This window comes from Polaromonas sp. (genome assembly GCF_039930745.1).
Classification (GTDB): Bacteria; Pseudomonadota; Gammaproteobacteria; order Burkholderiales; family Burkholderiaceae_C; genus Polaromonas.
Genome location: NZ_JBDTTH010000021.1, coordinates 28,819 through 46,664, shown reverse-complemented (window position 1 = coordinate 46,664; position 17,846 = coordinate 28,819). Strand labels below are relative to the sequence as shown.

Below are 17,846 nucleotides of genomic sequence, written 5' to 3'. Positions count from 1 at the left end.
GTGATTGATATGGCTACTAAGAAATCAGAAGCAGGCGGCGCGGTAAGTGCCTCCACGGAAGCCGGCAGTGAATTGGGTCTCCTTGACCGGATCATTGTCGAAGGAAATATGGCTGTTGAGCCGTCGCAGGGGACGTATGCGAAGAAGCTGATTGGTCAGTTTGCTTCGCAGATCCTCGACGAAGGCATGAAGGCCAGCCCTGACAAGGGTGTCGTGGCGATGATCAACGAACGGGTCGCGGAAATTGACAAGCTCCTGACCGACCAGCTCAATGAAATCATGCATGACCCGTCCTTCCAGGCGCTCGAAGCGTCCTGGAGAGGCTTGCATGACATGGTGTTCGGCACGGAAACCAGCACCCGGCTGAAGCTGCGGCTGCTCAACGTCACGAAGAAGGAGCTGCTCAAGGACCTGGAGTCTGCTGTAGACCATGACATGAGCGTGCTGTTCAAGAAGATTTACGAGGAAGAATACGGCACCTTCGGTGGTCACCCTTATTCCGTGCTGATCGGCGACTACACGTTTGGCCGCCATCCGCAGGACATGGCCTTGCTCGAACGCATGTCCAAGGTGGCTGCAGCGGCGCATGCGCCCTTCATTGCCGCAGCGTCCCCCGCCTTGTTTGACATGAAGTCATTCACGGAGCTGGGTGTTCCGCGCGACATGTCCAAAATCTTTGAAAGCGCGGAATTGGCCACCTGGCGCGGCTTCCGTGAGTCCGAAGATTCTCGTTATGTGTCGCTGGTATTGCCCAGCTATGCCGCACGCCTGCCTTACGGCGCCAAGACGATCCCGGTTGAGAACTTCAACTTCGAGGAAGACGTTGACGGCAAGGATCATTCGAAATACCTGTGGGCCAATTCTGCCTACCAGCTGGGCTTGCGCATCACCGACGCCTATGCCAAATACGGCTGGTCAACAGCCATCCGCGGCGTGGAAGGCGGCGGTAAAGTCAGCGGCATGACCGCGCATGCATTCAAAACCGATGAAGGCGATGTTGTCCTCAAATGCCCGACGGAGGTGCTGATTACCGATCGTCGCGAGAAGGAGCTCAATGACCTTGGCTTTATCGCGATCGTGAATTCCAAGGGATCGGACTTCGCGTCCTTCTTTGGTGGCCAGACAGTCAACAAACCCAAGCTCTACAACAAGGATGCGGCGAATGCCAATGCGCAATTGTCGGCTCGTCTACCTTATGTGCTGGCAGCTTCGCGTTTTGCGCACTACATCAAGGTGATCATGCGCGACAAGATCGGCAGCTTCCAGTCGCGCGGACAGGTGGAGACCTTCCTGAACAACTGGATTGCCGATTACGTCCTGCTCAATGAGTCTGCCCCACAGGAAATGAAAGCCCGTTTTCCGTTGGGTGCCGCGCGCATTGACGTGACTGAAGTGGCGGGCAAGCCCGGTGCTTATCAGGCAACCTGTTTCCTGAAACCGCACTTCCAGATGGAAGAGCTGACGGCGTCGATTCGCCTGGTAGCAGAGCTACCGGCCGCCGCCGCCTGACGCTGCTGAGCGTCGAAAGCATTTGAATAGGGGGCCGGTCGGACCGGCCTCCATCTCTTGGTTGGTTATTTACGGAGTGACTCATGATTTATCTCAAAATTGATTCCATCAAAGGCAATTGCACGGAAGATCCCTACAAAGAACAGATCATCGTTGACTCATTCAGCCATAGCTTGAGTCAATTCCTGACCTCGCGGCCTGGCAATACCGAGCGGACTTCTGATGGCCCCCAGTTCTCGGAAATGACCTTTTCCAAGACCATGGACTCGTCTTCTCCGGGGCTTTATCAGGCTTGCGCCGGCAACCTGAAGCTGGGCACCGCCACTGTCTCCGTGACGCGCATCGAAGGCGCCAAAGTGATGTCCACCATCCAGTATGTGCTTGGCGATGCGATGATCTCGAACATCAGCACCTCGGGCTCTGGTGGTGGAGATTTGCCCCAGGAAAGTTTCAGCATCAATTTCACAACGATCACGTCGCAAATGACTCAGCAAAACGCCGATTCCACCAAGAAGGGTGTTGCTCCGTTTGGCTGGGATCTCAAAGAGGGCAAAGCCCTCGCGCCGGCAGCCTGACGATCTGTGTTTTTTTGCCGATGTCAGCCGGTTCGTTAAGAGCGGCACGCCACCATGTCGGAACTCGTCCGAGGCTCGCCAGTCCCTCTTTTCGATCGGTTGTCGTCTGTGCAGGGGTCGGACGGTAGCCGGCATCAGCTCTTGACGCCAGAGCAGCTTGAGGTGTCCATCGGGCGCGAATTGTCGCGCCTCATGAATACCCGTTCGCCGCTCAATCCGTCGGAATTTTCCGATAGCACGGGCACCACCATCGACTACGGAATTCCGGATATTTCAGCGCTTTCCCCCAAGTCCCATCCGGACCTTGATCTGTTGCAATCAACCATCAAGCAAGCTGTCAATCACTACGAACCCCGCTTGAAGGATGTCACCGTCAAGGCTTTTCCAGCCTCTAGCGGTGGTGGTGCGGCGACGTTGGTGATTGGTGGAACTGTGACGATAGGCTTGAAATTGCGCCAGTTGAACTTTGAGCTTCAACTTGACCCGCGGCAGGGCAGCCGCACCAAGGTGGCCTGAGCGTGGCCGAGATCCTGCATAACGACTTGCTGCAGTACTACAAGCGTGAGCTTGTTTACCTGCGTGACCAGGGTTCGAACTTTGCCAAGCGTTATCCCAAGGTGGCGTCCATGCTCGCGCTGCATGGCACGGAGTCGCTGGATCCGCATACGGAACGATTGATTGAGTCCGTCGCTTTCCTGGCGGCCAGGGTTCACCAGGACCTTGACCGGGAATTCCCGCAGGTGGCCGCGGCCCTGCTCGACAATTTGTGCCCCTCGCTGATCCAGCCAGTACCGTCCATGACGGTTGCGGAGTTTGGCCTGGACCCCAGTCAAGGCAAGGTCACGGCGGGCTTCAGGATTCCGCAACATACGGCCCTGTATGCCAGCGCGTCCAATGGGCAGCAGTGCCGGTTTCGGACAGCCTGGAACACCGTGTTGTGGCCGGTAAAAATTGTCAAGGCGGTGCTGGAGGGGGGCGGCTCTACGCTCCGGATGACTTTCGAATGCAGTGCCGAGACCGATTTCGCAGAACTGGAAATGGACAGCCTGCGCATCCACCTGCAAGGGGATTGGATGACCACCATGCCCCTGTACGAATTCCTGGTGGCTGATGTGGTCGAGGCGAGCATCACGCCGGAAGGCGGCGTTCCTCGAATGTTGCCCGCTGCTTCCTGGCGTGAGGTGGGCTACGCAGAAGGCGAAAATGTGCTTCCCTTGCCAGCCAATGCGCAGCCTGCATACGGGTTGATGCAGGAGTACTTTGCCTTTCCCCGGAAATTTCACTTTTTTGACCTGCACGGCATTCGTGCCCATGCCGGTAAATGCACCCGGTTTGATCTTGCCGTCACCTTCGATCAGCCGGCGCGAGGCCTGGGCAATATCACGGCCGACAACTTCCGGCTTGGCTGTACGCCTGTCGTGAACCTGTTCCCGAAAACCAGCGAGCCAATTCTGGTTGATCACCGGCATTATGAGTACCTTCTGGTGGCCGACCGCCAGCGTGAATCAACAACCGAAGTGCACTCGATTGTGTCGGTGACGGCTTCGGACCCGAATGCAGAGCGTCCTGTTATCGTGCCGAGTTTTTCTGCTTTGGGGCATATCCGCTCGAATGCGTCCACAAGCTTCTGGTCGTCCCGTCGCGAGCATAGTCTGCGCAAAGACATTTCTGGAACGGACGTTTTCCTGTCATTTGTCGATCAGGCCAATACATTGAAGACTCCGGCCGATCCGGTGGTTTTTGCAAATTTGCTGTGTACCAACCGACGGCTGGCCGAGCAGGTGCCTATTGGCGCGCGAATGATGGCCGAGGGTGTCTCAAAAACAGCCACGGTACGCTGCCTGTACGAGCCTACGTCGCAGCGCAACCCGCCGCTTGGAAGTGAAACCCTCTGGCGGCTGGTTTCATTGTTGACGCTCAATCATCAGTCACTGGTGGATGGCTCTACCGGCAAAGACCAGCTGCGTGAAATGCTGACCCTGTTCGCTTCCGACAGCACGCGTGACCATGAGCAGATTCGCGGCATCAAAGGCTTGCAGGCGCGTAGCGTGACCGGCAGGATCGGGCATGACGCCTGGCGCGGCTACTGTCGGGGTACCGAGGTCCTGCTGGAGTTTGACGAAGAGGCTTTCGTAGGTGGTTCCCAGCTGTTGATGTCTGCTGTGCTGGCGCGGTTTTTTGCGATGTACACCTCTGTCAACTCATTTGTTCAATTGGGAGTACGCCGCGGCGATGAAGTATGGAAACAATGGGAACCGATGAGCGGCCGCCAGCTGGTGCTCTAGTCGAACGACTAGGCGACCGGCCGCAGGGCTTCAATCTCTTTCAGGCAATCAGCCTGCTGGAGCGGGCTTCGCCGCAACTGGCACCCGTCGGCAAGGGAGACGGCCAGACAGAAGCTGTCCGCCTCAAATCGGTGGTTTCTCTAGGTTTTCAACCCAGCGATGTCAGCAGGGTGAGCGCAGGCGCAGAAGATGCGGAAGCCTGGATTCTGGCCACGCCGGTCCTGTCGCTCGCGGGTGCGCAGGGACCGCTGCCTCTGCCGTTCACGGAAATGGTGCTGGAGCGTACAGCTGCGCGCGACCACGCTACTGCTGACTTCCTGGATATTTTCAACCACCGCTTCCTCGCCTTTTTATACAGAAGCCGGAAAAAGCATCACATGGGCCTGAATTGGCAGTCGCCGCAGTCCTCGTCGCTGGCGGGTTGCCTCGACGCCCTCAGCGCTTTGGGGCTGAAGGCGGGCCTGGGAACGCCGCAGGGTGAATCGTCCTGGCTCCGGCATGCCGGACTGTTGGGAGGAGCACCCCGCTCGATGACGGGGCTGCTGGCCATGCTGTCGGACCGCTTGGGTGTAGTGGCCAGAGGGCGGCAGTTTTGTGGTGGATGGCGCAATCTCGAGCCACGCGATATCACCAGGCTGTCCGGCCGGGCGCCCGGCCGCGCACCCCGGCTGGGGCGGTCGGCCGTTCTGGGCAAACGCGTGTGGGATCAGGGTGCGGGTATCCGGCTTGAACTTTCCGGGCTGACATTGCGGCGCCTGAGACGCCTGCTGAGGGGCGGCGAAGAGCATGCGCTGTTGGGGTGGATGGTGGGCAGGTATTTGCAGCAGGACGTTGGCGTGGAGATGGTTCTTCACATCGATGGCCGTGAACTCAGGCCAAGCATTCTGGGGCAGAAAGAACCGCTACAGCTTGGGTGGACCTCCTGGCTGGTAAGCGGCACGCCTTATACCGGCACCTTCGCGCCCGCGAGGTTCAAACTTCATGATGATGCTGTCCCCGGCATGGCCTGAACGAAACGGCACTCAAAATGGAAATTGACATTCGCACCCTGTTGGGCAAGCTCAATCCCGAGTGCAAACGCGCGCTCGAAAAGGCAGCGGAATTGTGTGTCCAGCAAACCCACTACAACGTGGATGTCGAACATCTGCTGTTCAAGCTGCTGGAGACCGAAGCGCCGGATGTCTGCCTGATACTCCCGGAGTACGACATCAAGATGGATGTCATCCTGGCCCAACTGCAGGAAGCGATGGACAGGTTCAAGCGGGGGAACGGCCGTACGCCGGCCCTGTCGCCGCATTTGGCGCCGCTGCTCCAGGAGGCATGGTTGCTCAGCTCCATGTTGCTTGGTGAACAGCAGGTTCGCTCCGGAACATTGATACTGGCGTTGCTGGAAGTCGACAGCCTGCGCGGCGCTTTGCTGGAATCGGCGCCGGGTTTGCTGCAGATTCCGCGCGAGAGCCTACGCAAGAATCTAGCCGATTTGCTGACCAACTCAGCCGAAGATGCCGGTGGCGCCGTGCGCTCGGCAAAACCGACAGCCGTGTCGCAGGCACAGGGAGCAGCAGGACCGGGTGTGGCTGATGCGTCGTCCCCCCAAATGCCTACCATGCGCCGTGGCGCGTCGTCCAACCCGTCGCTGGACCAATACACCGTCGATATCACGGAGCAGGCCAGGCAGGGCCTGATTGACCCCATCCGTGGGCGCGATGCCGAGATTCGCCAGATCATTGATGTACTCCTGCGCCGACGGCAAAATAACCCCATCCTGACCGGCGAGGCCGGTGTCGGCAAAACCGCGGTGGTAGAAGGTTTTGCGCAGCGCATCGTGCAGGGCGATGTTCCTCCTGCCCTGCAAAAAGTGTCGGTGCGTTCGCTGGACCTGGCCTTGCTGCAGGCCGGGGCAGGCGTCAAGGGTGAGTTTGAGAACCGCTTGAAATCCGTTATCGCCGAAGTCAAGGCCTCCCTGGTGCCCATTGTTCTGTTCATCGACGAGGCGCACCAGCTGATAGGCGCCGGCGGGGCAGAAGGCCAGGGCGATGCCGCCAATCTGCTCAAGCCCGCGCTGGCGCGCGGTGAGCTGCGTACCATTGCGGCTACCACCTGGGCTGAGTACAAAAAATACGTTGAGCGCGACCCGGCCCTTGCCCGACGCTTCCAGGTGGTCAAGGTTGACGAGCCTACCGAGGAGGTCGCCATCGACATGCTGCGCGGCATGGTCCAGACGCTGGAAAAGCACCACGGTGTCGAGATCATCGACGATGCGGTCCGTGACGCCGTCAAGCTGTCACACCGCTATATCTCAGGACGCCAGCTCCCCGACAAGGCCATCAGCGTGTTGGATACGGCGTGCGCACGCGTGGCCATTGGGCAGAACGGCCTGCCGCCAGAAATCGAGTCGCTGGTGCGCGAAATTTCCAATGCCGAAAACCAGTTGCGAATTTTTCGCCATGAGTCTGCGACCGGCCGCGATCATGCGCACGCGATGGCCGCGCTGTCTCTGGAGCTCGAAGGCCTCAGGCAGCACCAGCGCCGCCTGACGGAAAAGCTTGAAGAGGAAAAAAGTGCAGTCGCCGAAATTGTGGCATTGCGCAAGCGCATCGCCGAAGGCTTGGGGGAAGATGGCAGCCAGTTGGAAGGCGACGATAGCGAAGACATGTCTGCGTCTCTGAACCGCCTCGAAAAAGGGCTGGACGCGATCCAGAGCGACGAGCCCATGATTCCGGTGTGCGTTGATTCAGGCGTCGTCGCGTCGGTAATTTCCGGTTGGACCGGTATTCCGGTTGGAAAAATGCTGGCCGATGAGTTGCATACCGTGCTCAATCTCAAGGAAAAGCTGGCCGAGCGCGTAGTTGGGCAGAACCAGGCGCTGGACGCCATCGCACGACGCGTCCGGACTTCCCGCGCCGACCTGGATGACCCGGGAAAACCGGTTGGAGTCTTCCTGCTGGTCGGCCCAAGCGGCGTCGGCAAGACCGAGACGGCGTTCGCACTGGCAGACATGATTTATGGCGGAGACCGCAATATGGTGACCGTCAACATGTCTGAATTCCAGGAGGCTCACACAGTATCCGGCCTCAAAGGTGCGCCACCGGGCTATGTTGGGTATGGCCGTGGCGGTGTCCTCACGGAGGCAGTCCGGCGTCGGCCTTATAGCGTGGTCTTGCTTGACGAAATGGAAAAGGCGCATCCCGATGTGCTGGAGCTGTTTTTCCAGGTTTTCGACAAGGGCGTCATGGAGGATGGCGAAGGCGTCCAGATCGACTTCAAGAACACGCTGATCCTGCTGACATCGAATGCTGCCCAGGATGTCATCACCGATGCCTGCGAAGGCGGGCGGCGGCCGGATCCGGAAGTCCTGATCGAACGCCTGCGGCCGGTATTGATGCAACAGTTTTCCCCGGCCTTTCTCGGGCGGCTGGCGATTGTTCCCTATTACCCGCTTGGCGACGAGCAGATCCGGTCCATTGTGAGTCTCAAGCTGGGAAAACTGGCCCAGCGTTTCTCCCGCAACCACAAAGCCGAGTTCACGTGGGACGACGCTGTAGCGCAAACCATCACGGCCCGATGCACAGAAGTCGACAGCGGTGCGCGCAACGTCGACCACATCCTGTCGCATGCCGTTCTGCCTGAACTTTCGCGCCAGGTGCTGGAGCGGATTTCAATGTCCGACGCCTTTGGCGAGGTGCATATGGGCGTAGACGCACGTGATGATTTTTCTTTTACCTTCGGCCCGCCGAAACAGGCCTAGAGGCGCATGCGGACCGGCTTCAAACAGACGAACTCAGCGTTGACGGTGACCACACCGTTTGGTGCGGATGTGTTGTTGCTCGACTCTTTCCAGGGGGTGGAGGCTCTCTCCCAGCCTTTCAGGTTTTCGCTGGCGATGCGCTCGTCCGACACGGGCCTGGATCCGACCCTGATTGTGGGCGCTTCGGTCACGGTCAAGCTGGCTTTGCCGGGCGGACCTGCCCGGTTTTTCAACGGGATCGTGTCGCGCTTCATGCATGCGGGCGGTGACCGCTCCTTCTCGTCCTATTCGGCGGAGCTGGTACCCAGCCTCTGGCTTCTGACGCTCAGCAGGGACCGGGCTATCTACCAAAACAAGACGGCGGCAGACATCATCAAGGCCGTCCTGGGGGAGTTTGGCGTGATTTTTGACGCGCAGCTGACGGGTACCTATGGAAGCCGCGAATATTGTGTCCAATACGACGAGACTGCTCTGGAGTTCATCTCCCGGCTGATGGAGGAAGAAGGCATCTTCTATTTCTTTACCTTCGCCGACGGCGGACACACCATGGTGCTGGGCGATAGTTCGGCAGCCCATATTGATTGTGTAGGCGGGGCCGCCCTGCGCTACTTTCCGGACCCTGGGGGGCGCCGCATGATGGACACGGTTAACCAGCTGGAGTACGAGAGCCGCCTGGTGGCGCAGAAATTCGAATACAGCGACTACAACTACCTCACGCCCAGCACTGCCTTGCTGACTGAATCCGCTGGAGCGACGGGCAAAGGAAAGCAGTTTGAGTTTCCAGGTAAACATGCAGTGCTAGCCGATGGCACACAGCGCGCCAAGGTCCGCTCCGAAGCCAGCCAGGTCGATGGCGCCGTATGCCGTGGCACGAGTTATTGCTATCCGCTTTCCGCAGGCAGGAAATTCACGCTCTCAGGCCACTCGAGAACAGCACTAAATACGGCGCTGGTGTTGCGGGCAGTCACCCACACCGCCAGCAACGAGCAGTACAGCAACAGCTTTGAGGCGTTTGCGGCCGCCGTGCCCTTTCGTCCGCCGCGCTTGTCGCCGTTGCCGCGGGTTTCGGGCAGCCAGACGGCGCTGGTGGTAGGCCCCAGTGGCGAGGAAATATGGACTGACACGCATGGGCGGATCAAGGTGCAGTTTCACTGGGACCGGGTTGGTGTCAAGGACGAAAACAGCTCCTGCTGGGTGCGTGTTTCCCAGTCCTGGGCTGGGCTGGGCTGGGGAAGCCTGTTCCTGCCGCGGATTGGGCAGGAGGTGGTGGTCAGTTATGTCGATGGCGATCCCGACCGGCCCATTGTCACCGGCTGCGTCTACAACGCCGAGAACACCACACCGGTGACGCTGCCGGGCATGCAAACCCAGAGCACCATCAAATCACGCTCATCCAAGCAAGGCGCCGCCGGCAACGAGATGCGGATGGAAGACAAAAAGGATTCAGAAGAGTTCTATTTCCACGCGCAGAAAGACATGAAGGTCGAAATCGAGAACGATCTGAGTACCAAGCTGGTCAAGGGTTCCGAGACACACACCCTGGAAAAGGGCGACCGTACCGTCGATGTCCAGACCGGCAAGGAGGTCCACAAGGTCAAGGGCACCCGTGAACTCACGGTCACCGGCAACGAAACCCATATCAACAAGGCTGATTTCAGTCAGGCCGTCACCGGGAATTACGAACTGAAGGTAACGGGCAACCTGGTGATTGATGTGACAGGCTCCATCACGATCAAATCCGGAACCACTTTCGGCGCCGAGGCCGGCACCTCCCTGACCAGCAAAGCGGGAACAGCGCTGACCAACGAGGCCGGCACCTCCCTGACCAACAAGGCCGGGTTGGACCTGACGAACCAGGCAGGTACCGGGTTGAAGAACAAGGCCGGGACCACGCTGGATAACGAGGGTGCGATGGTGACCAACAAGGCGTCGGCCATGCAGACGGTGGACGGGGGTGGAATGCTGACCCTCAAGGGTGGCTTGGTGAAGATCAACTGACATGGCAGCGCAAAAAAGTCCTGTCACCGCTGTGGTGCCCGCGGACACGTCCGTGGGTGGGATGCAGCGGGGGTTTGTCGAGCGCGAGCAATTCAATGACGTCGGGGGGTTGTCAAACCGCGCCGGTTTGATGGATGGTGTGCTTCATGGCGAAATGCGCTCTTTTGGTCCGGACGGAAAACTGCTTGCCAGCGCCCCATACGATGCCGGCGTGCTTCATGGTGTTCTCCGGCTTTTTGATGAACAGGGAAATCCGGTGCAGGAGGCGACCTACAGCCGGGGTATGCAGCATGGCGTGACCCGCGTTTTCGTGAAGGGGCGCCTGTTGTCCGAGCAGCGATTCTCGAACGGGAGTCTTCATGGCGAGTCGGTCTCTTACTCGGAAGCTGGAGAGGTCGCCATGAAGCAGAATTTTTTCAGAGGCGAGGTGGAAGGCGAGGCCCTTTTCATGAACGAGGGTGAGGTGGTCCGACGGTCACAGTACCGCAAGGGTCTGTTGGAGGGGGAGGCGCTGGACTACGACCGCGACGGCGCGGTGGTGCAGAAAGCCAGCTACAGAAATAACCTGCTTGAAGGACCGCTGACGCGGTATTGGCCGGACGGACAGGTGATGGAAGTGTTGTTGTACCGCGTGGGCAAACCGGTAGGTAAACCCAGGCGTTTCGACAGCAAGGGGGTGGAGCTGCGTGACGACGCCAAGACCAGCCTCATGAAACGCCTCGAAAAACTGGTGAAAGGCTGAGCATGGGCATTCAGGTCGCCGTGGGCGCAACCCTTCAGTGCAGCTTTGGCGTGGCCCCCAGCGTGCTGACGGTACTTCCCGCGAACCGCGTGCTCACGGGCGGGCCGGCCGCGAACATCATGGACCATGCTCCGTTTGTCAATGTGCTGCCCTTTGGCATGTGCAATTGCCCTTCCAACCCGATGGTGGCTGCCGCGACGGCCGCCGCCCTCGGCTTGTTGACGCCCATGCCCTGCATCCCCATGACTGCGGCACCCTGGATGCCCGGTTCGGCGACTGTAATGCTGGGCGGGATGCCTGCTTTGCAGAACTCTTCCAAGCTGATGTGCCAGTGGGGCGGCGTCATCCAGATTCTTGTACCGGGGCAGTTCACCGTGATGGTTCCTTAAACGTGAAAATAGGTAACAAATGCAATACACTTTGTCGCTGACGACCCGGATGATGACCATTGCCGGGCTTTGCCTGCTGCTGCTTTGCGCGCTCCTGTTTTTGCTTGGGGTGGAAATCGGCAAAAAGATTTCTTCACCCGCGGAGGGCGCCGCGCCCGCAGCTGCGTTCACCGCAACCCCGCCGTCGTCAGCGCCGGTTGGGGAAGCGCCTTCGCCCCCCGTTGCCAAACCATGAATCAGGATTTGATGATGTCAAAAACCCAGCCAGGACACCCATTGCACAGCCGGACAACGCCGTGGTGGAAAGCCGGCTTGTTTGTTCTCGGACTCTGGGGGGGAGGCAGTGCGGCTTTCGCAGCGCTGCCTGCTGCCAGCGTGCCGGCCCCTGCCGCTCCAGTGACGGAGGTGGCGCCGGTACCCACACCCTTGCCCGCTCCCGGCCTGGTCAAGGTGGCCGATGGCCGCCTGCTGGCGCCCAGCATCGCCCGGATCGTCAATCGCGGCGAACTCATCGTGGCCATGCTCGGCGTGGACACGCCGCCGTTCTTCTACGTGAAGAAAGGAGAACTGGTTGGCCTGGAAGTAGACCTGGCCAAAGCGATTGCGAAGGAGCTCAAGGTCACCGTCAGATTTGACCGCAGCGCCCGCACCTTCAATGAGGTGGTTGATGTGGTCGCGCGTCAGGAGGCTGACCTCGGCATCAGCAAGTTGTCGCGGACACTGGCGCGGGCCCAGATGATCAGCTTCACCGAGCCTTATATCCGCCTGAACCACGCGTTCATCCTGAACCGGGTGAAGTTTGCCGAACTGGCGCGTGAGCGGCCCTTGCCTGTTGTGGTTCGTGATTTCAAGGGCTCCATCGGGGTCATCGCGAAATCGTCGTTCTCCGACTACGCCACCAAAAACTTCCCGCTTTCAGAGCTTCGCGAATTTCCGACCTGGGACGCTGTTCTCAAGGCACTTGAAAAAGGCCAGATCATGGCAGCGTATCGCGATGAGTTCGAGATCAAGCGGATTCTGAAAAGCGATCCGACGGCGTCATTGACATTGCGCACTGTCACATTCAAGGACCTGGAGGACACCCTCGGCATTGCGGTGGGTATTCAGGATCCTACGCTCCTGGCCTTTGTGAATCAGTTTTTGGCCGAGAGCGCTGAAAAGCTGACGATTGACAAGGTGCTGAAGGCCCTGGACCGGTAATCGATTAACTAAGGCGTGTGATGAATCTGAAAAAACTCTATGCATTTGCGCTCAACCCCTGGGTGGTGGTAGCCAGTCTATCGGCTGGATTCGCGCTGGGCATGTACATGCCGGCCGTCGGGTTGAAGCTCGGTTTTGTGGGCGATGTTTATGTCGACCTCCTCAAGATGATTGCTTTGCCGTTCATGGTGTCGGCCGTGATCTTCAGTTTGCAGCGCCTGTTCCGGGAGGGTGGGGCCGGCGGGTTGATGGCGCGCGTAGCGGTGGTGTTCATCGTGTTTTCCGTTGTGGTTGCGCTGCTGGGGGCGACAACGCTGCTGGTGATGAAGCCGGGCTCCAACCTGTCAAGCGAAACCATGCAGACGTTCGGCAAGATCGTCGGCAACGATCTCAATTCCAGCGACACGGTCATGAGCCTGGGCGGTGTCGATGCGCCGGTCAAGTCAGTGAGCTTCACCGAGGTGCTGGTCAGCCTCGTGCCTTCGAATATTTTTGCTGCGCTGGCCAGTGGCGACACGCTCAAGGCACTCGTCTTTGCGCTGCTTTTCGGGTTTGCGGTGGGTCAGGTGCCATCCCGGGTTTCTGACGGATTGACCCAGTCCCTGGAAACCATTTACCACTCCTGCCAGACGCTGATGCGCTGGTTGAACTATCCGCTGCCCATCATCCTTTTCTGCATGAGTGCTGCGCAGATGGCTAAAACCGGCATCGGCCCCCTACAGGCCATGGCCCAGTTTGTCCTGGCGTTTTTTGTTGCTTCCTTGCTGGCCCTGGTCATCGCAACAATCATTATCTGGAAGCGCTCCAATTCGACGCTGGGCCAGACTCTCAATGCCATGCGAGGCCCCTTTGCACTTGCGCTGGCCACGCGCAGCAGTGCGACATGCATGCCCATCATGATTGAAAGCCTGGCGGACCGCTTGGGGTTTGCGCGCTCAAGAGTCGAGCTGATGGTGCCCCTGAGCGTATCGCTGCTGCGTATAGGGCCGGTGATCTATTACGTGGCTGCCACGGTGTTTATTGCCCAGCTATATGGCAAACCGATTGGTCCGACAGAGTTGACCGTCATCCTGTCGGCATCGATACTCGCCGGCTTTGCGTCGGCGGGCATGACGGGCTTGCTGACGGTGTCGCTGGTCGGCCTGACTTGCAGCTACCTCGGCCTTCCTTTTGAGGCGGCTTTCATCCTGTTCCTGGCGGTGGATCCGATTTGCGACATGCTCAGGACCCTGGTGCTGGTGATTGGCAACAATGCCGCAGTCTCGCTGATCTGCCCCCGGCCCTTGAAGATATAGGAAGCCAGGATGTCCCGAATCGGCGTATTTGGAGGAATGGGGCCATCAGCAACGGTCGACTTTCTCGACAAGCTGGTCAAGCTCACCCCTGCGATGCGCGACCAGGACCATCTGCCGGTCATCGTGGCGAGCTTGCCGCATACCCATGACCGTTCCAGCGCCATTCTGGGGCATGGGCGGGATCCCCTGCCACAGTTGCTGGCCGGCATCGAAATGCTTAACCAGGCTGCCGTTGGCGTCATTGCCATTCCCTGCAATTCATCGCATCACTGGTTTGATGAAATGAGTTCGAGCAGCAAGGTGCCGTTGCTGCATATCGCCAAGGCCTGTGTCGAGGCGATTTCCCCCGCGGGTGCTACCCGGGTGGCCATTTTTGCCACGCGGGGTGCTTTGGTTTCGGGGTTTTACCAGCGGGAGCTGCGCTTGCGCGGTATCGACTTCATGCTCCTGGATCCTGAGGGTGGCCAGAAAAATGTGGACAGCTGCATACGCGAAATCAAGGCTGGCAACCTGGATGCGGGCGGACAACATCTGACCGAGGCCTGCCGGGAGGCCGCGCGACAAGGGGCGACCACCCTCATCATGGGCTGCACCGAAATTCCCATTGCCTCCAGGTACGCCGATGTGTCGGGCCTGAGCTTGATCGACAGCTCGCTGGAGCTGGCGCGCGCCAGTGTTGCTTTTGCCCTCGCACGAGGCTGGAACAGGCCGGGATGGGACTCCTGAAGCGCCTGTCGAACAGTCCGCTGGCGCTCCTGCTTTGCGTGATGGGGGGTGCAATGCTGGGCTGGTTTGCGCCTGGCGTGGGTGGCCAAGCTTTTATTCTGGGGCAGATCTATCTGGCCCTGGTCAATATGGCCGCGCTTCCGTTGTTGGTTGTGGCCACTTTTTTTGGCCTGCGCCAGACATTGGCGCTGCCGCAACCTGGAAAACGCGCCTTGATGATTGTGGGTTTGGCAGTAGGTCTGGTGGTGTTGTGTGCCGTGCTGGGAGCGATGTTCGGCGTGCTCACCGGCACCGGTCAGGATTTGAGTTCTGCCAACCGTGAATACCTCGGTGCCCTGGTGCAAGTCGCCGGCGGAGATGCGGCAAACGCCGAAATTTCCCTGCATGGTGCCGAGGCTTCCGAAGCGAGAGCAACGCCCGATTTGTGGATGGCTGCGGTGCCGGACAATTTTTTTCGGGTGCTTGCGGAAGGCCAGTCGCTGGCCATATTGCTGTGTGCCATCCTGTTCGGGCTCGCTTTTGCGGCGCTGCTCAGGCCGCAAACCAATGCGCTGATGGGTATTTTCGAGGCGATTTACCGCACTTTGGAGTTGATCATTTCCCGCGTCAACGTTTTCATTCCCGTGCTGGCTTTTGGCATGGCTGCCTATTTTGTCGCCAGGACCGATGCCAGGACGCTTCATGCGATGGGCAGCTTTCTGAGTTCCTTCTACCTGTTTGCTTCTTTCCTCTCCGGAGCGGCCGTCCTGCTGATCTGGAGAAGGTCAGGGCTTTCTCCGGCCAGCGTAATTTCGGCGTTGAAGGCGCCCGTCCTCATCAGCCTGACCTCCGCCAGCACCACGGCAAGCATTCCCGACACCATAGAGGCCATGAGTTCCCGATTGGGGTTCAGCCGGGGCATTGTCGAGCTTGTGATTCCGGTTGCGTCGGTGTTCATGCGTTCCGGCGCGGCACTTTATTTCTCACTGCTGGCAGTGTTTGTGGCCAATATCTATGGGCGCTCCATTGCGCCGCAGGAGTTCATGCTGATCTGCGTCGGTGCTTCCCTGGCGGCGTTTGCATCCGCGGGCAACAACAGCTTGGCAGCGGTAGGGTTCGCCGGTGTGGTGCTGTCCCTGCTGAATTTGCCCATTGAAGCGGCGCTGGCACTCTTTCTGGCGATCGATCTTGTCTGTGAAGGCCCGCGCAACCTGCTCACGCTGCTGTTTGCCTGTGTCCTGATCGTGCTGGTTTCCCGCGGATTGCCTTCGGAGCGTATTGAAACCGCTGCATCAGCGAACCTGCGCGCGCTGGAGCCGGTCCGCTTTGTTTTTTCCCGGACAAGTGTTGCAATGGCGCTGGCTTGTGTCCTGCTGGCGGTGTTATTGATTACGATTGCGGGTATCGGCGTCGGGATGCGAAAGACCGGCGCGGGCCTGCCCCAGCCGTATGCAGCGGGGCCCACGGCCGTAGCCGGGACCGGTCTTGTTTAAGAAAATAATGAAATTTCTAAAAATTTGCCTGATCAGTCTTGTCCTGGGGAGCATGTCGGCCTGCGGCACCATCAGCAGTGTCGCCGGGTTCTTCACGGCAAAGGGAAGCCGGCTGGACTGGAATGGGATGACCGTCATCGCGGGCGAGGGCGCCAACCTGAATACCCCGGTTGCGCTGGATGTGGTGCTGCTTCGGGACGACGCAACACTGGGCATGGTGTCGACATTGCCGGCGGCCAAATGGTTCGCATCCCGTGCCGATCTGGTCAAGACCTTTCCAGAGGGGTTGAGCTACCGTAGCATGGAGATCACGCCCGGACAAACCCTCAAACTTCCCGCTGACGCCTTCGGGGCGACTCGCGTCGTTGGCGTCCTGCTTTTTGCAGACTATCTGACGCCCGGGGAGCACCGCGTGCGGGTCGACCAGATGCAGGGGGAAATACTGGTGCAGCTGGGTGCGCGTTCGTTTTCCGTGTCAGCCCTGAAGACCGAATAAGCCGAGGAGGCCCTATGAAGAAAAACGCCAAGACGCTCCGTATCCCGGAAGGGCTCACGACACATGAGGGGTCTCTCCATGGTTAAGTCCTTCCCGGTTGAGGAGCGCATCCAGTGGCATGAGGGCATGCTGTTGTCGCCACAGCATTTCCAGCAGGCATCGGCCCGGCTCGACTCCCTGGTGGCGTGGCAGACGTTGCTGGCTGCACCTTTTTCATGGGGTGTGCGCAGCTTGAAAATCGACATGGGGCTCTTGCCGGCCGGCATTATCAGAGTCCAGCAGCTGGAAGCGATCATGCCGGACGGTACCTCGGTCAGCTTTTCGGCAGACAACCCCCTGCATGGCATGCTCGAACTCAAACTCGCGCCGTTTGCCGAAGCGCTGGGCAACGCCCCTCTCGACTTTTACCTGGTCCTGCCGCTGACCAGAAGCATGCGCGACAAGGGCTCACCCTCGCGATTCCGTTCGGTTGCATTGGGCCAGGTGGAAGACGAAGTGTCAGAGGCATTGCCTGCAGACCTTCCGCGGCTGCTGCCCAATCTCTCGCTGGTTGCAGGCGATGTGCCTTCAGGGGTCTATACATGGCTGCGCCTGGGCACGGTATTTAAGGACAACGAACTCATCAAAATGGGCGAGACCCTGCCAGCGCTGATCGAGATGCCGAAAGACGGCGCCTTGTGGGAGCGGGTCTCTGCCTTCGTCGGCCAATTGCGCGGCAAGGCCGCTTTTGTGGCGAAGCAGACGGCTGTGCCATCCTCCAAAACCGAGGACAGGCTGGCCTACCTCGAGCAAAGGGAGCGGCTGCGCAACCTGATGACCGGCTTGCCACAAATCGAAGCCGTCCTGCGTACCCCGAGTTTGCACCCTTATCCCCTGTATCTGGCGCTGTGCGCCCTGCTCGGGCCCCTGAGCATGCTCAAGCCCGGCGCCCTGCCGCCCGTACCGCCCGCATACGACCACGCCGATCCGCTGGCCGTGCTCAACCCGGTGCTCGAGGCCTTGCAAGACTCCCTGCTGGAAATCAGCCAGGAGTACAGGGAGCACAAGTTCGAGTACCGCCATGGGGCCTTTGAAATCAATCTGTTGCCCGAGTGGGTCGACAAGCAACTGGTGGTGGGCCTGCGCGGCCAGCCGGAAAAAGACCTGGTCGCCTGGATGAACGGCGCCATCGTCGGGTCCCAGTCGGCTTATGCATCGCTCAGGGAAAGGCGCGTGCTCGGTGCCCTGCGGTCGCACATTGAAGTAGCGCAAGAACTCGGCGTGCGGGCCAGCTCTGGGTACACGCTGTTTTCCATTCAGGCCAGCGCCGCCCTGACGCTGGCCAATGAGCCCCTGATCGTCAGCAACTCCACGGAAAGTGCGTCTGCGCAGCGCCCGCAGGAAATGGTTCTTTTCGTCAAGGGCTGACGCT

The 17,846-nt window shown here is 59.5% G+C and carries 16 protein-coding genes; all 16 read left to right on the top strand.

The genetic code is table 11. The features are described 5' to 3' along the window. Positions 1 to 9 precede the first annotated feature (9 nt). The 16 genes from tssC (at position 10) to tssK (ending at position 17,842) form a co-directional block, all read left to right on the top strand. Positions 10 to 1,509, top strand: a complete 1,500-nt coding sequence (tssC, locus tag ABI660_RS09390; RefSeq protein WP_348067214.1) for a type VI secretion system contractile sheath large subunit — start codon at positions 10 to 12, stop codon at positions 1,507 to 1,509. Positions 1,510 to 1,592: 83 nt separating this feature from the next. Continuing rightward, the gene (locus ABI660_RS09385) at positions 1,593 to 2,084 is read left to right on the top strand and encodes a type VI secretion system tube protein Hcp (protein ID WP_348067212.1); all 492 of its coding nucleotides are present in this window, start codon (positions 1,593 to 1,595) and stop codon (positions 2,082 to 2,084) included. A 54-nt stretch (positions 2,085 to 2,138) separates the two neighbouring features. After that, entirely contained in the window at positions 2,139 to 2,600 is a 462-nt protein-coding gene (gene tssE / locus ABI660_RS09380; protein WP_348067210.1) for a type VI secretion system baseplate subunit TssE, read from the top strand. An 11-nt stretch (positions 2,601 to 2,611) separates the two neighbouring features. Further along, positions 2,612 to 4,369 carry a type VI secretion system baseplate subunit TssF gene (gene tssF, locus ABI660_RS09375; RefSeq protein WP_348067234.1) on the top strand — a complete coding sequence of 586 codons (1,758 nt, stop codon included), beginning with the start codon at positions 2,612 to 2,614 and terminating at the stop codon, positions 4,367 to 4,369. Beyond that, a complete protein-coding gene (gene tssG / locus ABI660_RS09370; protein WP_348067208.1) occupies positions 4,324 to 5,379 on the top strand; it encodes a type VI secretion system baseplate subunit TssG in 1,056 nt (351 codons plus the stop codon). The genes tssF and tssG overlap by 46 nt, the downstream gene beginning before the upstream one ends. A gap of 17 nt (positions 5,380 to 5,396) precedes the next feature. Further along, a complete protein-coding gene (tssH, locus tag ABI660_RS09365) occupies positions 5,397 to 8,117 on the top strand; it encodes a type VI secretion system ATPase TssH (protein WP_348067206.1) in 2,721 nt (906 codons plus the stop codon). Between the two features lie 6 nt (positions 8,118 to 8,123). Then, positions 8,124 to 10,115 carry a type VI secretion system tip protein TssI/VgrG gene (tssI, locus tag ABI660_RS09360; RefSeq protein ID WP_348067204.1) on the top strand — a complete coding sequence of 664 codons (1,992 nt, stop codon included), beginning with the start codon at positions 8,124 to 8,126 and terminating at the stop codon, positions 10,113 to 10,115. A gap of 1 nt (position 10,116) precedes the next feature. After that, on the top strand, positions 10,117 to 10,857 hold the full coding sequence (locus tag ABI660_RS09355) for a toxin-antitoxin system YwqK family antitoxin (RefSeq protein WP_348067202.1): 741 nt from the start codon (positions 10,117 to 10,119) through the stop codon (positions 10,855 to 10,857). A gap of 2 nt (positions 10,858 to 10,859) precedes the next feature. Beyond that, the gene (locus ABI660_RS09350) at positions 10,860 to 11,246 is read left to right on the top strand and encodes a DUF4280 domain-containing protein (RefSeq protein WP_348067200.1); all 387 of its coding nucleotides are present in this window, start codon (positions 10,860 to 10,862) and stop codon (positions 11,244 to 11,246) included. Between the two features lie 19 nt (positions 11,247 to 11,265). Next, positions 11,266 to 11,481 carry a hypothetical protein gene (locus ABI660_RS09345; RefSeq protein ID WP_348067198.1) on the top strand — a complete coding sequence of 72 codons (216 nt, stop codon included), beginning with the start codon at positions 11,266 to 11,268 and terminating at the stop codon, positions 11,479 to 11,481. Positions 11,482 to 11,495: 14 nt separating this feature from the next. Beyond that, positions 11,496 to 12,446 carry an ABC transporter substrate-binding protein gene (locus ABI660_RS09340; protein WP_348067196.1) on the top strand — a complete coding sequence of 317 codons (951 nt, stop codon included), beginning with the start codon at positions 11,496 to 11,498 and terminating at the stop codon, positions 12,444 to 12,446. A gap of 20 nt (positions 12,447 to 12,466) precedes the next feature. Further along, the gene (locus ABI660_RS09335; RefSeq protein ID WP_348067194.1) at positions 12,467 to 13,741 is read left to right on the top strand and encodes a cation:dicarboxylase symporter family transporter; all 1,275 of its coding nucleotides are present in this window, start codon (positions 12,467 to 12,469) and stop codon (positions 13,739 to 13,741) included. Between the two features lie 9 nt (positions 13,742 to 13,750). Continuing rightward, positions 13,751 to 14,467: an amino acid racemase gene (locus ABI660_RS09330; RefSeq protein ID WP_348067192.1), complete on the top strand. Its 717-nt coding sequence runs from the start codon at positions 13,751 to 13,753 to the stop codon at positions 14,465 to 14,467. Next, the gene (locus ABI660_RS09325) at positions 14,455 to 15,939 is read left to right on the top strand and encodes a cation:dicarboxylase symporter family transporter (protein WP_348067190.1); all 1,485 of its coding nucleotides are present in this window, start codon (positions 14,455 to 14,457) and stop codon (positions 15,937 to 15,939) included. Before ABI660_RS09330 ends, ABI660_RS09325 begins: the two co-directional genes overlap by 13 nt. A 7-nt stretch (positions 15,940 to 15,946) precedes the next feature. After that, positions 15,947 to 16,435, top strand: coding sequence for a hypothetical protein (locus ABI660_RS09320; protein ID WP_348067188.1), 489 nt, complete (start codon positions 15,947 to 15,949; stop codon positions 16,433 to 16,435). Between the two features lie 78 nt (positions 16,436 to 16,513). Next, positions 16,514 to 17,842, top strand: coding sequence for a type VI secretion system baseplate subunit TssK (gene tssK / locus ABI660_RS09315; protein ID WP_348067186.1), 1,329 nt, complete (start codon positions 16,514 to 16,516; stop codon positions 17,840 to 17,842). Positions 17,843 to 17,846: the final 4 nt, after the last annotated feature.

Coding starts and splice junctions, on each gene's coding strand:
- tssC (WP_348067214.1), top strand. CDS start 10: ATGGCTACTAAGAAATCAGAAGCAGGCGGCGCGGTAAGTGCCTCCACG.
- ABI660_RS09385 (WP_348067212.1), top strand. CDS start 1,593: ATGATTTATCTCAAAATTGATTCCATCAAAGGCAATTGCACGGAAGAT.
- tssE (WP_348067210.1), top strand. CDS start 2,139: ATGTCGGAACTCGTCCGAGGCTCGCCAGTCCCTCTTTTCGATCGGTTG.
- tssG (WP_348067208.1), top strand. CDS start 4,324: ATGGAAACAATGGGAACCGATGAGCGGCCGCCAGCTGGTGCTCTAGTC.
- tssH (WP_348067206.1), top strand. CDS start 5,397: ATGGAAATTGACATTCGCACCCTGTTGGGCAAGCTCAATCCCGAGTGC.
- tssI (WP_348067204.1), top strand. CDS start 8,124: ATGCGGACCGGCTTCAAACAGACGAACTCAGCGTTGACGGTGACCACA.
- ABI660_RS09355 (WP_348067202.1), top strand. CDS start 10,117: ATGGCAGCGCAAAAAAGTCCTGTCACCGCTGTGGTGCCCGCGGACACG.
- ABI660_RS09350 (WP_348067200.1), top strand. CDS start 10,860: ATGGGCATTCAGGTCGCCGTGGGCGCAACCCTTCAGTGCAGCTTTGGC.
- ABI660_RS09345 (WP_348067198.1), top strand. CDS start 11,266: ATGCAATACACTTTGTCGCTGACGACCCGGATGATGACCATTGCCGGG.
- ABI660_RS09340 (WP_348067196.1), top strand. CDS start 11,496: ATGTCAAAAACCCAGCCAGGACACCCATTGCACAGCCGGACAACGCCG.
- ABI660_RS09335 (WP_348067194.1), top strand. CDS start 12,467: ATGAATCTGAAAAAACTCTATGCATTTGCGCTCAACCCCTGGGTGGTG.
- ABI660_RS09330 (WP_348067192.1), top strand. CDS start 13,751: ATGTCCCGAATCGGCGTATTTGGAGGAATGGGGCCATCAGCAACGGTC.
- ABI660_RS09325 (WP_348067190.1), top strand. CDS start 14,455: ATGGGACTCCTGAAGCGCCTGTCGAACAGTCCGCTGGCGCTCCTGCTT.
- ABI660_RS09320 (WP_348067188.1), top strand. CDS start 15,947: ATGAAATTTCTAAAAATTTGCCTGATCAGTCTTGTCCTGGGGAGCATG.
- tssK (WP_348067186.1), top strand. CDS start 16,514: ATGGTTAAGTCCTTCCCGGTTGAGGAGCGCATCCAGTGGCATGAGGGC.